10 protein-coding genes and 1 pseudogene are annotated in these 14,069 nt (G+C 59.0%); 6 read left to right on the top strand and 5 right to left on the bottom strand.

What is annotated here, in order from left to right; translation table 11 throughout:
• The first annotated feature begins 79 nt into the window (after positions 1-79).
• The 5 genes from trhP to OP500_RS02120 all read left to right on the top strand — a co-directional run bounded on the left by trhP (position 80) and on the right by OP500_RS02120 (position 8,084).
• Positions 80-1,435, top strand: a complete 1,356-nt coding sequence (gene trhP, locus OP500_RS02140) for a prephenate-dependent tRNA uridine(34) hydroxylase TrhP (protein WP_238748011.1) — start codon at positions 80-82, stop codon at positions 1,433-1,435.
• A 74-nt stretch (positions 1,436-1,509) separates the two neighbouring features.
• Positions 1,510-1,713, top strand: a complete 204-nt coding sequence (locus OP500_RS02135) for a hypothetical protein (RefSeq protein ID WP_238748012.1) — start codon at positions 1,510-1,512, stop codon at positions 1,711-1,713.
• A gap of 90 nt (positions 1,714-1,803) precedes the next feature.
• Complete coding sequence (gene typA, locus OP500_RS02130; protein WP_238748013.1) at positions 1,804-3,615, top strand: translational GTPase TypA; 1,812 nt, start codon at positions 1,804-1,806, stop codon at positions 3,613-3,615.
• Between the two features lie 605 nt (positions 3,616-4,220).
• Positions 4,221-5,966 (top strand): ABC transporter ATP-binding protein, encoded by a 1,746-nt coding sequence (locus tag OP500_RS02125; RefSeq protein WP_274070036.1) that lies wholly within the window; start codon positions 4,221-4,223, stop codon positions 5,964-5,966.
• Positions 5,967-6,353: 387 nt separating this feature from the next.
• Complete coding sequence (locus OP500_RS02120; protein WP_238748017.1) at positions 6,354-8,084, top strand: ABC transporter ATP-binding protein; 1,731 nt, start codon at positions 6,354-6,356, stop codon at positions 8,082-8,084.
• A 150-nt stretch (positions 8,085-8,234) separates the two neighbouring features.
• On the opposite strand, the gene OP500_RS02115 is transcribed toward OP500_RS02120, so the two are convergent.
• On the bottom strand, positions 8,235-8,546 hold the full coding sequence (locus tag OP500_RS02115; RefSeq protein ID WP_274070035.1) for a hypothetical protein: 312 nt from the start codon (positions 8,544-8,546) through the stop codon (positions 8,235-8,237).
• 364 nt (positions 8,547-8,910) lie between these two features.
• Here OP500_RS02115 and OP500_RS02110 point away from each other — a divergent pair.
• Positions 8,911-9,917: pseudogene (locus OP500_RS02110) on the top strand (IS5 family transposase).
• A 159-nt stretch (positions 9,918-10,076) separates the two neighbouring features.
• Here OP500_RS02110 and OP500_RS02105 read toward each other — a convergent pair.
• From OP500_RS02105 to OP500_RS02090, 4 genes are all read right to left on the bottom strand, one after another.
• The gene (locus tag OP500_RS02105; protein ID WP_238746006.1) at positions 10,077-10,376 is read right to left on the bottom strand and encodes a YciI family protein; all 300 of its coding nucleotides are present in this window, start codon (positions 10,374-10,376) and stop codon (positions 10,077-10,079) included.
• A gap of 260 nt (positions 10,377-10,636) precedes the next feature.
• Positions 10,637-11,569 (bottom strand): LysR family transcriptional regulator, encoded by a 933-nt coding sequence (locus OP500_RS02100; protein WP_238746008.1) that lies wholly within the window; start codon positions 11,567-11,569, stop codon positions 10,637-10,639.
• Positions 11,570-11,663: 94 nt separating this feature from the next.
• Positions 11,664-12,767, bottom strand: a complete 1,104-nt coding sequence (locus OP500_RS02095; RefSeq protein ID WP_274070034.1) for a cupin domain-containing carboxymuconolactone decarboxylase family protein — start codon at positions 12,765-12,767, stop codon at positions 11,664-11,666.
• 162 nt (positions 12,768-12,929) lie between these two features.
• Positions 12,930-14,039: an alpha/beta hydrolase gene (locus tag OP500_RS02090; protein ID WP_274070033.1), complete on the bottom strand. Its 1,110-nt coding sequence runs from the start codon at positions 14,037-14,039 to the stop codon at positions 12,930-12,932.
• Between the last annotated feature and the right edge of the window lie 30 nt (positions 14,040-14,069).

Below are 14,069 nucleotides of genomic sequence, written 5' to 3'. Positions count from 1 at the left end.
TTTCAAACCTTTCAGGCTGCCTTCACATCCCAAGGCAGCCTGAAAACCGTTTCACCACACCAAACACAGCACAAACACCATGAAATCTCCCGAACTCCTGCTGCCCGCCGGCGGCCCCGAGCGTATGCGCACCGCCTTCGACTACGGCGCCGACGCCGTTTACGCCGGCAGCCCGCGCTACTCCCTGCGCGCGCGCAACAACGAATTTGCCAAGCTCGACGTGCTTTCAGACGGCATCGCCGAAGCCCACCGGCGCGGCAAAAAATTCTTTCTCACCTGCAACACCCTGCCGCACAACTCCAAGCTCAAAACCTTTGTCGCCGACATGGAACCCTTGGTTGCCATGAAGCCCGACGCCCTGATTATGGCCGACCCCGGCCTGATTATGGTAACGCGCGAGCGCTGGCCGGAGATGCCGATTCATCTTTCCGTGCAGGCCAACACCACCAACTACTGGGGCGTGAAATTCTGGCAGAACATCGGCGTCGAACGCATTATTCTGTCGCGCGAATTGTCGATGGAAGAAATCGCCGAAATCCGCCAGGAATGCCCGGACATCGAACTGGAAGTCTTCGTGCACGGCGCCCTGTGCATCGCCTATTCCGGCCGCTGTCTGCTCTCGGGCTACTTCAACCACCGCGACCCCAACCAAGGCACCTGCACCAACTCCTGCCGCTGGGACTACAAAGTCCACGACGCGCAAATCGACGACATGGGCGACGCCAAACTGCTCGAAGGCTTCGACTTCAACAAAGCGCAGGAAGAAGCCAACCAGGCCTTTGAAGGCATCAACGGCCAAAAACGCCACCCCAAAGCCGACAAAATCTTCCTGCTCGAAGAGTCCAACCGCCCGGGCGAATACATGCCGATTATGGAAGACGAACACGGCACCTATATTATGAATTCCAAAGACCTGCGCGCCGTCGAGCAGGTGGCCGAACTGGCAAAAATCGGCGTGGACAGCCTGAAAGTGGAAGGCCGCACCAAATCGGTTTACTACGTCGCCCGCGTCGCCCAAGCCTACCGCAAAGCCATCGACGACGCCGTCGCCGGCCGCCCCTTCGATTACAGCCTGCTCGCCGAACTCGAAGGTCTGGCCAACCGCGGCTACACCACCGGCTTTCTCGAACGCCACCAAACGCAGGAATACCAAAACTATCTCGAAGGCCATTCGCTCTCCAAGCAAAGCCAGTATGTCGGCCAGGTCAGCGCCATCGACGCCGACGGCTGGGCCACGGTGGACGTGAAAAACCGCTTTGCCGTCGGCGACACGCTGGAAATCATCCACCCCGCCGGCAACCAAACCGTAGTTTTGCAGGCGATGAAACGCGGCGGCGAAGCGGCCGAAGTCGCCCCCGGCAACGGCATCCAGGTGCAGATTCCCGATATGCAGGGCAAGGAAAAAGCTCTGGTGGCGCGGATTTTGAATCCGTAAAACGCTTTTCAGGCTGCCTTGAACCACCAGGCAGCCTGAAAACTTTGTCTTGCCAAATGACAGCAGGAGTTCCGATGAAACCGACCGATACCGAACGCGCCGCCCGCGCCGTACGCAGCCTGAAAAAGCAAACCACCGATGCCGAGCGTCTGCATCTCTGGCAGCAAACCGCCGCCGCGCAAGGTTTGTCGGGCGAGTTTGCCCTTGCCGCCCGCATCGGCGCCGAGCCTTACAGCGAAGAGCAGGCGCGGATGGTGGCCGAGCTGTTCGGCCGCTGAACCGCCCCTTTATCCAATGTAAAGCGCGGAAGCCACAGTTAAAATATGTTAGAATCCGCGCCTTTTGCCATTTACCGATACACAAACACCATGAAAAACATCCGCAACATCGCCATCATCGCCCACGTTGACCACGGCAAAACCACGCTGGTTGACCAGCTCTTGCGCCAGTCCGGCACTTTCCGCGCCAACCAGCAGGTGGACGAGCGCGTGATGGACAGCAACGATCTCGAAAAAGAACGCGGCATTACCATTCTCGCCAAAAACACCGCCATCGAATACGAAGGCTACCACATCAACATCGTCGATACCCCCGGACACGCCGACTTCGGCGGCGAAGTGGAGCGCGTATTGGGCATGGTCGACTGCGTGGTTTTGCTGGTTGACGCCCAAGAAGGTCCGATGCCGCAAACCCGCTTTGTGACCAAAAAAGCGCTGGCGCTGGGCTTAAAACCCATTGTTGTGATTAACAAAATCGACAAACCCACCGCCCGCGCTTCGTGGGTAATCGACCAGACATTTGATTTGTTTGACAATCTCGGCGCCACCGAAGAGCAGCTGGACTTCCCGATTGTGTACGCATCAGGTTTGAGCGGCTTTGCCAAGCTCGACGAAAACGACGACAGCAGCGACATGCGCCCGCTGTTCGACACCATCCTGAAACACACCCCCGCCCCCAGCGGCGATGCCGACGCCCCCCTGCAACTGCAAATCTCCCAGCTCGACTACGATAACTACACCGGCCGCCTCGGCATCGGCCGTATTCTCAACGGCCGCATCAAGCCCGGCCAGGTCGTTGCCGTGATGAACCACGAGCAGCAAGTCGCCCAAGGCCGCATCAACCAGTTGCTCGGCTTTAAAGGCCTGGAGCGCGTGCCGCAGGAAGAAGCCGAAGCCGGCGACATCGTGATTATTTCCGGCATCGAAGACATCGGCATCGGCGTTACCATTGCCGACCGCGACAACCCCGTCGGCCTGCCGATGCTCAGCGTGGACGAACCCACCCTGACCATGGACTTTATGGTCAACACCAGCCCGCTGGCCGGCACCGAAGGCAAATTCGTAACCAGCCGCCAAATCCGCGACCGCCTGCAAAAAGAGCTGCTCACCAACGTCGCCCTGCGCGTGGAAGACACCGCCGATGCCGACGTATTCCGCGTATCCGGCCGGGGCGAGCTGCATCTCACCATTCTCTTGGAAAACATGCGCCGCGAAGGCTACGAACTGGCCGTCGGCAAACCGCGCGTCGTGTTCCGCGAAATCGACGGCCAAAAATGCGAGCCCTATGAAAACCTGACCGTTGACGTACCCGACGACAACCAGGGCGCAGTGATGGAAGAACTCGGCCGCCGCAGAGGCGAGCTCACCAATATGGAAAGCGACGGCAACGGCCGCACCCGCCTCGAATACCACATCCCCGCCCGCGGCCTGATCGGCTTCCAAGGCGAATTCATGACCATGACGCGCGGCGTCGGCCTGATGAGCCACGTCTTCGACGACTACGCTCCCGTCAAACCCGACATGCCCGGTCGCCACAACGGCGTACTCGTCTCCCAAGAGCAAGGCGAAGCCGTCGCCTACGCCCTGTGGAACCTGGAAGACCGCGGTCGCATGTTCGTCTCCCCCGGCGACAAACTCTACGAAGGCATGATCATCGGCATCCACAGCCGCGACAACGACTTGGTCGTCAACCCGCTCAAAGGCAAAAAGCTCACCAACGTGCGCGCCAGCGGCACCGACGAAGCCGTGCGCCTGACCACGCCGATTAAACTGACGCTGGAAAGCGCGGTCGAGTTTATCGACGACGATGAACTGGTCGAAATCACCCCCCAGTCCATCCGCCTGCGCAAACGCTATCTGAGCGAACTCGAACGCCGCCGCCACTTTAAAAAACTGGATTAATTACGTCGACAAGAGGCCGTCTGAAAGCATCAACCGGCATTCAGACGGCCTCACAAACGGCAAACAACAAAAGGCCGTCTGAAACCTTTAAAAGGTTTCAGACGGCCTTTTTTATGGTGCAACAGGATATCCGGCGTATTGGCAATCTGTTTGCGAAACAGGTCTGCACCGAAAAAATATAGTGAGTCAAAATGAAAAAGATACAAGGCAGCAAGCCGCAGACAGTACAAGTAGTAATACAGGGCTGGTTTTCTTAGCATTTCCAATGCCGTAGAAAACCGCCCTCTTCGAGCTAGGGGCTGTTGACAATTGGTTTGCGAAGCAGATTTTGCGTCAGAAAGCGGCAGATGCAAGGCGAAAACGCGAGCCAATGCCGCCCATTGCGGGTGTTTTCAACGCGGCAGATGCCGTTTTATGGCGTAAAAACCGCCGCAATACCAAATGTCAACAGCCCCTAAGGCACAGCAACGCCGTAGATTTTTGTGTGGGCTCACTATGAAAACCCCAGCCGCGCTTTCAGGCCGCCTTTCGCCGCGCTTCCCGTTTCCGACGCAAACAAAACCCGCTATCATCTCCCGCACCGTGCAACCCGTCGGGAGAATCCCATGTCCCAGCCCAAAGCCCCTTCCCCCTGGCGCATCATCGACCCGGTGCGCCCGCAAATCCGCCGCGCGATGGCCATCGCCACCGCTGCCGCCGTCCTTTCCACCGCCGCCCTGCTCGTCATGGCGCAGATTCTCAAAGACCTGCTCACCGGTCGCGCCGACTGGTGGCTCGCCGCGCTGCTTCTCGTCCTCACCCTTGCCGCCTTTGCCGTGCGCGCCTACGCCTTCCGCGTCTCGCATCTTGCCGCTTTTCATCTCGAAACCCTGCTGCGCAGCCAGCTTGCTGAACGCCTCGCGCAAGTCTCGCTCGGTTTCTTGCACGACCGGGGCGCGGCGGCGCTGACCAAGGTGATGCAGGACGATGTGCGCGGTCTGCACGTTTTTGTTGCCGACAGCACGCCGCTTTACGCCCGCGCCTACGCCGCGCCGCTGATAGCCTTTGTCGTGCTGCTCGTGGTCGATTGGCGCCTCGCCCTGGTTGCCGCTGCCGTGCTGACCGTCGGCATGGTGATATTTGGTCTGGTGATGCGCGGCGCGAGTGAGTCCACCGCCGCCTACAACGCCGCGCGCGAGCAGGTGAACGTTGCTGTGGTCGAATTCGTGCAGGCGATGCCGGTGGTGCGCACCTTCGACGGCGGCGAAACCAGCTTCGGTCGCTACCAGCGCGCGCTGGATAACTACCTCGCCATGCTCATCGGCTGGTACCGCTCGGTCGGTGGCTCGGCGCGCAGCGGCATGCTGATACTGAACCCGATGCCGACCCTGGTCGTGCTGCTCTGGGCGGGTTTCTACTGGTGGCAGGCGGACGCGCTGCCCTTCGCCACCTGGCTCGCCGTGCTGCTCATCGGCACCGGCATGGCGGAAGCGCTTTTGCCCTATATCTCGCTCTACCACCTGATTGAGCAGGGCAAAATCAGCGCCGAACGCATCATCGAAGTGCTGGACGCGCCGGTGTTGCCGGTACTTGCGCCGCCGCAAACGCCAAAAGACGCCAGCGTCAGCTTCCATCAAGTCAATTTCCGCTACTCCGGCCGCGCCGAAAACGCGCTGACCGACATCAGCTTCACCGCGCCAGCAGGCAGCCTGACCGCGCTGGTTGGCAGTTCAGGCGCAGGGAAAACCACCGTCGCCCGCCTCATTCCGCGCTTTTGGGACGCCGACAGCGGCGAAATCCGCATTGGCGGTGCCGACATCCGTCACCTCACCCCGGAAGCGCTGATGGCGCAAGTCGCCTTCGTCTTCCAGGACAACTTCCTCTTCAGCGGCACCATTGCCGACAACATCCGCCTCGGCACGCCCGACGCCAGCGACGCCGAAGTAGAAGCCGCCGCGCGTGCCGCACAATGCCACGACTTCATCATGACGCTGCCGGATGGCTACCAAACTGCCGTCGGCGAACGCGGCGCCACCCTCTCCGGCGGTGAACGCCAGCGCATCACCATCGCCCGCGCCATCCTGCAAAACCGCCCGGTGCTGATTCTCGACGAAGCCACCGCCTTTGCCGATGCCGAAAACGAAGCGCTGCTGATGCGCGCGCTGGCGGCGTTGATGCAGGACAAAACCGTGCTGATGATTGCCCACCGCCTCGCCACCATCCGCCACGCCGCGCAGATTCTCGTCTTCGACCACGGCCGCCTCGTCGAACAAGGCGACCACGCGGCACTCATCGCACAAAACGGCCGCTACGCCAAACTGTGGCAGGCAGGCGAAGCCGCACAGCACTGGCGCATCGGCGGCGCGGAATAATAGGCAGCCTGAAAGGCGGTTTGGGTTTTCAGGCTGCCTTTCAGACGGCCTTGAAGGCAGCCTGAAAGCCTGCTGCGGCGTTATTCTCGCATCGGCGGAAGTCTTGCTTGCGATACGGCTGCGGTGGAAAAAACCAACATTGCCGCCGCCGAGAAAAGATTCCCGCCTGCGCGGGAATGACGGAATAAGAAAGCGGTAAAGCGGCTTGGTATTGGAACGGCAAAACTGTCTTTCAGGCTGCCTTGGATGCCGTCTGAAAAACAGCCCGTAGATACCATCTCCCCCATCAGACCGCAGGTCGGGCATTTATGCCCGACCTGCGCCGGCAAAATTCAAAAACGTCCGGCATAAATGCCCGACCTACGACCCACCGCAAAGGAGTCCCCCATGAACCCCATCCACATCTACCGCACCATCCTGCACGCCGCCGGTGAACAAGCGCCCGTCCTCAAGCGCTGCCTGCGCGACAGCGTCATCGCCGCCAGCCTGCAGGGCGCGAGTTTCGCCCTGCTTGTTCCCATCTGCCTGGCGCTGGGCGCGGGCGACAAGCGCGCTGCCGTCCTCTGGCTGCTCGCCTTGACCGCGCTGCTCGTCCTTTCCAGCATCTTGCGCTGGCGTTCGCAGGATTACGATTACCACGGCAACTGCGCCCGCGCCGGCGATACCATGCGCCGCCACCTTGGCGAACACCTGCGCCGCATCCCCCTGCAAACCCTCTACCGCCAGCGCAGCGGCGAGCTGAACGCGCTGCTCGCCGGTACCATCGACGAAACCTACAACCACACCCTCATCGTCAGCAACATGCTGATTGCCGCCATCTTCACCCCGCTTGCCACCGCGCTGCTGACCATGCTGTGGGACTGGCGCCTCGGCCTCATCCTGCTCATCAGCTTCCCGCTCATCGTCCCCATCCAGCACTGGACGCAGCCGCTGATGGCGCGCGCCAAAGCGCGGCTCGCCCGCGCCAATGCCACCCTGAACGCCGAACTGCTCGAATACAGCCAGGGCTTGCCCGTCTTAAAAGCGGCGAACAGCGCCGGCAGCCGCCTGCCGCGCCTGCAACAAGCCATCGGCGCGGTCGAAACCATCCAGCGCGACGCGCTGCTTGCCGAAACCCTGCCCAACGCCCTGCTCGGTTCCGCCGTCGAACTGCTGATGCTGCTGATTCTGCTGGCGGGCATGGTGTGGATAACCGGCGGCAGCCTCGACGTTTGGCTGCTCGCCGCGCTGATGGTCGCCTGCATCCGTTTCGCCGAGCCGCTCGGACAAATCCTCTCGATGAGCGGCATCTACAGCATGGTGCAGCAGGGCTACGCGCGCTTGCAGGAACTACTCGCCGTTGCCCCGCTGGAGCGTGTTGGCGAAGCGGCAGCGCCCACGCGGCACGACATCACCTTTGAAAACGTCCACTACCACTACGATGCCAACCCCGAGCCCGTGCTGCGCGGCGTCAATCTGCACATCCCGGAACGCGCGCTGACCGCATTGGTCGGCCACAGCGGCTGCGGCAAAACCACCCTCATCCGCCTCATCATGCGCTACGCCGACCCGCAGCAGGGGCGTGTCCTCATCGGTGGCAGCGACATCCGCGCCCTGACGCAGCAAGACCTCATGCGGCAAATCTCGGTCGTCTTCCAGGACGTTTACCTCTTTGACGACACCATCGGCAACAACATCCGCCTCGGCAAAGCCGACGCCACAGACGCAGAAATCGAAGCCGCCGCCCGCGCCGCGCGCTGCCACGACTTCATCATGGCAATGCCGGATGGCTACCAAACCCGCGTCGGCGACATCGGCGGCAAACTCTCCGGCGGCGAAAAACAGCGCATCAGCATCGCCCGCGCCCTGCTGAAAAACGCGCCCATCATCATCTTGGACGAACCGACCGCCGCACTCGATACCGAAAGCGAAGTGGCGGTGCAGCAGGCCATTGATGCGCTGGTCAAAGACAAAACCGTCATCGTCATCACCCACCGCCTAAGCACCATCAGCGGCGCGCAACAAATCGTCGTCGTCGCTGACGGACAAATCGCCGCAAGCGGCACGCATCAAGAACTGCTCGCCCAAGACGGCGTGTATCGACGACTGTGGCAGGCGGGGGGATGGGGGCAGGATTGATGCGGGCAGCCGACAGGCGGCAGGCCGTCTGAAAACACAGTTTGCAAGCAGCCGCCCCTACCGCCACTACGACATCCGGAAGCCGGCCGCCGCCATCCTCTACCGCATCGCCCAAGCGGCAAAGGCCGTCTGAAAAGCGCCGGCGGGCTTTCAGGCTGCCTGCGTCCCGTTCATTTCCGCCCATACTTCTTGCAAAATCGCTCCCAAGCCTTTTCCAAACCCTTTATTGTGCCGGCAAAAATTAAAATCGGCGGCAGCGTCCCGCCATTGCGCCACCGGCGGGGAACCGTCTTCCGCAAGTTCGATCTCAAAATAAACAATCTGCTCCCCGCCCGTGCATGACCCAACCGTAGAGATATTCGGCTTCGTGAAAACTATTGTTGTCAAACGAGCCGCCCACATCAAAAAACACGGCGCGTTTGGTATCGATTCCGTGCTCTCGGCAAACTTGCGCCAAGACATCAGGCAGGCCGTGTTCGCGCTAATAGCGGGCTTCCCGCAGGCAGTTTTCCTTAATCTGTTTGTTTTGTGATTGGACATCCGAGCCGCGCGCCATTGTTACCTCCGCAAGAAAAAAGCGGATTATCGGCCAACTGCGTGTCTATACAAAACCGCTTTCAGGCCGCACTGTTTGGGAACCGCAGGGCATTGCGAAACTTCGGATGCAGCCTGCGCAGCGCAGTGGCGACGCCAAAACGGCAAGGAAGAGGCCGTCTGAAAAAGGGTTTCAGACGGCCTTTTGTGCGGCGGATATCGCAGGGAGAGACCTTTGCAAAATCCCCCCAAAATCCCCTAAATTCCCACCAAGACATTTAGGGGATTTCTCATGAGCACCTTCTTCCGGCAAACCGCACAAGCCATGATCGCCAAACACATCGACCGCTTCCCACTATTGAAGTTGGATCAAGTGATTGATTGGCAACCGATCGAACAGTACCTGAACCGTCAAAGAACCCGTTACCTTCGAGACCACCGCGGCCGTCCCGCCTATCCCCTGCTATCCATGTTCAAAGCCGTCCTGCTCGGACAATGGCACAGCCTCTCCGATCCCGAACTCGAACACAGCCTCATCACCCGCATCGATTTCAACCTTTTTTGCCGTTTCGACGAACTGAGCATCCCCGATTACAGCACCTTATGCCGCTACCGCAACCGGCGGCGCAAGACAACACCCTGTCCGAATTGCCGGAACTGATTAACCACCAACTGACCGAAAAAGGCTTAAAAGTAGAGAAAGCATCCGCCGCCGTCATTGACGCCACCATTATTCAGACCGCCGGCAGCAAACAGCGTCAAGCCATAGAAGTCGATGAAGAAGGACAAGTCAGCGGCCAAACCACACCGAGCAAAGATAAAGATGCCCGCTGGACAAAGAAAAACGGCCTCTACAAACTCGGTTACAAACAACATACCCGTACCGATGAGGAAGGCTATATCGAGAAACTGCACATCACTCCCGCCAATACCCATGAGTGCAACCACCTGTCGCCTTTGCTGGAAGGCATTGCCGAAGGTACGACCGTCTATGCCGACAAAGGCTACGACAGTAAGGAAAACCGGCAACATCTGAAAGAGCATCGGTTACAGGACGGCATTATGCGCAAAGCCCACCGCAACCGTCCGCTGACGGAAGCGCAAACGAAGCGCAACCGGTATTTGTCGAAGACCCGTTATGTGGTCGAACAGAGCTTCGGGACGCTGCACCGTAAATTCCGCTACGCCCGGGCAGCCTATTTTGGTCTACTCAAAGTGAGTGCGCAAAGCCATCTGAAGGCGATGTGTTTAAACCTGTTGAAAGCCGCCAACAGGCTAAGTGTGCCTGCTGCCGCCTAAAAGGCGGCCCGGATGCCTGATTATGGGGCGTCCGGGGAGGATTAAGGGGATATTTGGGTAAAATCAGGAGGTATCGGGGGCGGAAACAGCCGAAAACCTGTGTTTGGGTTCCGGCTGTCGAAGGAAGGGCTTTTTTGCAAAGGTCTCCTCCTGTGTGAGTTATTTGCCGGCGAGTTCGGGCAGTTTTTCAGAAATCAGCTTGGGCGCGAATTCGCGGATTTCGTATTTGGCAAAGTCGGGGTAATAACAATCTTCTGCCAAAATGGTTTGCAAGGCTTCGCGGCTTTCGGTGTGGGCGAAAATCATGCCTTGGTGCGCGTCGGTGTCGGTAAACGGCGCAGTAAGCAGGAATGTGCCGTTGGCGAAGTGTTTTTTGAACCATTCGGCGTGTTTGGGGAACATGGTTTCATGTTGCTCGGCGGATAGGTCGGGGTTGACGGTGATGGTGATTAGATACATTTTGTTTCCTTAATTCAAATTCAAAAATCAGGCAGCCTGAAAAGGCTTTCCCCCACCCTAACTCTCCCCCGCAAGCAGGCGGAGGGAATTCATTTCAGACGGCCTTTTCGGCTCACGGTAGGTCGGGCATTGATGCCCGACATCTTGCAAGCGGGGATTTGTCGGGCATGAATGCCCGACCTACGCACTGCGTTCAAATGTTTGCGGCAGCCTGAAACGGGTTTTCAGGCTGCCTTTTGTTTTCCCCTTTACCAAGCCCATCAATCCGTTTTCAAAAAATCCAACAAAGCCTGCGCGGCACGGGTTTTGTGGCGGTTTTTCGGGTAGTAGAGCGCCATCGGTGGGTAGGTGATGCGGCAGTCGGCGAGGATTTCTTTCAGACTGCCTTCTGAAAGTTCGCGCGACACGGCGTATTGCGGCAGCCAGACGATGCCCAGCGCGTCGAGAGTGGCTTGTTTGGCCATCAGCGTGCTGTTGGCGGTGAACACGGCGGGCACGCGGATGCGCACGGTTTGCCCGTTTTGCACAAATTCCCATTCGTCCAAGCGGTAAGACGCATCAAACGAGGGCACGATGCAGCGGCATTGCGGCAAGTCTTGCGGGCTGTGCGGTGCGCCGTGTCGACTGAGAAATTCGGGCGCGGCAACGAGCACCATCGCGCGTTCGGCGGACACGGGCAGCACCACCATGTCTTGTGCGACATCGTTTATTGGGCGCACGCCAAAATCGAAGCCGTCGGATACGGTGTCGGCGCGGCGGTTGTCAATCAGGATTTCAATGGAAACGTCGGGATAGCGGCGCAGGAAATCGCGGATTTTCGGATAGATGAAATAATGGGCGGGGTTTTCGGCGGCGTTGATGCGCAGCTTGCCGGTGAGACGGTTTTGAAAGTCGCCCAGTGCGTCGGTTTCGCGGCTGATGCCGTCAAACAGCGGCGCGGTACGCTCGAAAAGCTGCTGTCCCGCTTCGGTGGGCGACATGGCGCGGGTGGTACGGTGCAGCAGCTTCACGCCCAGCCGCGCTTCCAATGCACCGATGCGGTGGCTCAATGCGGAGGGCTGTACGTCCAGCGTTTTCGCCGCGCGGCTGAAGTTGCCTGCCTGCACCACTTGGATAAAGGCGTATAAATCGTTGAAATTGCGCTTGTCGTTCATGGCGTTGGGATTCGGGTTTGCGAAGGTGGATGGTAACACGCCGTCTGAATCGGGTTTCAGACGGCGTTTTTGCGTTTCAGGCTGCCTGCGCGGGAATGACGTCGTTGGGGGGAAGTTTTCAGGCTGCCTGAAATCAATCCAGCCCTTGCCACACTTGGCGCACGTTATCCGCAGCGGCCTTGCCCAGCGCGGTTTCGATGCTTTGGGCGATTTGGGCGATGTGCCTGTCTGTTGCGCCGAGGTTTTGCAACACGCGCAGATGCGAGCGCATCTGTCCGTTTACGCTTTCGCCCAAGGCGGCGAGGCTGGCGAGGGTAACGAGTTCGCGTTCGACTGCGCCCAAGTTGTCGCGGCTAAACTGGTAGCCGAAGAGCTGCGCTTTGATGGCGTAATCGACGGCGGGGGCGAAGCGGAAAATCGGGCGGTCGGTGGGGGCTTGGCTCAATCGGGCGAGGGTTTGCGTGCCCAGTTGGTAATAATCCGCCGCGCCGATGTCGGTGGCGGGTGTGCCTTCGGGGTCGCGGATGCCTTGGTTTTTGCGCGTTTCAAGCTGTTTTTGCAGGGCGGCGATGCCGTTGAGCGTTTTGGGCGCGCCGATGTAGGCAAACTGGTGCGACACGGCTTCGGTGAGTTCGGACACGGTCAAACCGTCCGCCAAGCCTTGCGCGACGGCGGCGTTGAGTTTTGCCGTGTCGCCCGTGGTAACGGCGGCGGCGACGGGCAGCAGGGCGAGCTGTTTGGCTTTCAGGCTGCCTGAAATATGGGCGGCGACGCGTTCGGTGCGCGGCAGATTGACTTTTTCAAACCAAGTAACCGCGTTGTCTTTGGCGGGGCTCAATGCGATATGCGCCATAGCGGTGAATTCGCCCGCGCCGTGCCAGTGTTTGACATTCGGCGCAATCCACACCACGTCGCCTTTTTGTATGGTCTGCACGGGTTTGCCCCATTCTTGGAAACGCCCGACGCCTTCGGTAACGATGAGATATTGCCCTTGGGCGTGGCTGTGCCAGTCGGTGAACACATTCGGCGGAAAGTTGACGGAGGCGGCGGCAACATCGCCGTTGGACGGCATAACGGGCAGTCGGGCGTAACTGCCTTGACCGGTGAAATGGGCGGGGTCGGTGGTTTGCACGGTTTGGACGGATTGGGGGATAACTTGGGTCATGGTTTGGGCTTGGACAAAGGGTGCGGCAAGGGCAAAGCAAAGCGCGGTGGTTTTTTGGAAAAATTTTTTCATTGGGAAGACTCTTGCTGCGATGCCGTCTGAAAGCGGATTCAGACGGCATTTTGCTGTTTTCAGGCTGCCTGAAAAGGGCTGCGGAGCAGGTCGGACATTCATGCCCGACCTACACGCTTTTATAGAACATTTCAGGCTGCCTGAAAGCGGATTTTCGGGTTTCTATTTATCCAAGCCTTTGCTTTTTAGCCAGCCTGCCAAATGCTCGGCAACTTCGGCGTTGTTTAAATCCTGCATCGGGAAGTGGGTGTTGCCTTTGATGCCGGCTTCGGGCAAATGCACCACCGTTACATCGCCGCCGTGTTTGTTCACCACTTGCGCCCATTGGCGGGCAAGGGCGAGACGGATGCGCCATTGGTCTTCGCCTTGGGTTTTAGCGGGTTTGTCGGCAATGTTGTCGCCGAAGTAAATCACAATCGGCAGCTTGGTGAGCTTGGCAAAATCGGCTTGGCTTACTTTGGCAGGTGCGATGTCGCCGAATGCGCTGGTGATGACGGGCGGTACTTCGTTTTCAGGGAAGGGGAAGTTGCCCGGTTCGATGGCAACAATGGCTTTGATGTTGTCGGGCGATTTGATGCCGGCATACCAACCGACAATGCCGCCTTGCGAATGTGTGATTAAAATGCCGTTGCCGATGCGCTCAAACAGGGCTTTCAGGCTGCCTGAAATCAAATCCGCGTCAAACGCGCCGATGTTGGGGGTCATTTGGCGGAAGAATTGGTCAAGCGATTGTTCATCGCGCGGAAACGCGGCATTTTTAAAGAAGGTCGGATACTCGCCCATGCGGAATTGGGCGAACCAGAATTGATCGTCAGGTGTGGCGGGCACATTGGCATCTACGGTGCTGCGCCCTGATTGTCCGCGACGCGGTTGGTCGATTAAATAAACGCCGTAGCCTTTGCGCAAAAACAGCGTGTCCCAGCCTTCGCGTCCGTCGGGTGTGGTTTGCCACGAACGCATGGATTGTCCTGCGCCGTGCAGGAACACCAGCGGCAGTTTCTTGGCGCGGCTTGGAATTTGGTAATGTACGGTGGCGTGGTCGCCATGCAGGGTTTGCCCGCCGCTTTGAATGGAAGCGTTGAATACATCCATAAAGTTGTTGGACGTTTTGCCTTGCGTGATGGCAGGGCGCGGGTTGTATGTGCCTGCGCTGGTTTTCACCGTGCCGCCTACGGCAAACGTGCCTTGTTGTTCAATGGACAAAGGCGCAGAAAATGCAGAGGTGGCAACGGTGGTGGCGGCAATGGCGGAGCAGAGTTGTTTTAGCGTCATTTTATTTTCCTTATGTTGTTTAGGTGAATT

This window comes from Kingella sp. SNUBH-2017 (genome assembly GCF_028680565.1).
GTDB lineage: Bacteria > Pseudomonadota > Gammaproteobacteria > Burkholderiales > Neisseriaceae > Kingella_D > Kingella_D pumchi.
Note: the sequence above shows the minus strand (reverse complement) of the source record. Positions and strands in the feature narration are given on the sequence as shown.

What these genes read in the sequence shown, in the direction of transcription:
- OP500_RS02125 (WP_274070036.1), top strand. Translation starts at nt 4,221, where the DNA reads ATGTCCCAGCCCAAAGCCCCTTCCCCCTGGCGCATCATCGACCCGGTG.
- OP500_RS02115 (WP_274070035.1), bottom strand. Translation starts at nt 8,546, where the DNA reads ATGTCTTGGCGCAAGTTTGCCGAGAGCACGGAATCGATACCAAACGCG.
- trhP (WP_238748011.1), top strand. Translation starts at nt 80, where the DNA reads ATGAAATCTCCCGAACTCCTGCTGCCCGCCGGCGGCCCCGAGCGTATG.
- OP500_RS02090 (WP_274070033.1), bottom strand. Translation starts at nt 14,039, where the DNA reads ATGACGCTAAAACAACTCTGCTCCGCCATTGCCGCCACCACCGTTGCC.
- OP500_RS02105 (WP_238746006.1), bottom strand. Translation starts at nt 10,376, where the DNA reads ATGTATCTAATCACCATCACCGTCAACCCCGACCTATCCGCCGAGCAA.
- OP500_RS02120 (WP_238748017.1), top strand. Translation starts at nt 6,354, where the DNA reads ATGAACCCCATCCACATCTACCGCACCATCCTGCACGCCGCCGGTGAA.
- OP500_RS02095 (WP_274070034.1), bottom strand. Translation starts at nt 12,767, where the DNA reads ATGAAAAAATTTTTCCAAAAAACCACCGCGCTTTGCTTTGCCCTTGCC.
- OP500_RS02135 (WP_238748012.1), top strand. Translation starts at nt 1,510, where the DNA reads ATGAAACCGACCGATACCGAACGCGCCGCCCGCGCCGTACGCAGCCTG.
- typA (WP_238748013.1), top strand. Translation starts at nt 1,804, where the DNA reads ATGAAAAACATCCGCAACATCGCCATCATCGCCCACGTTGACCACGGC.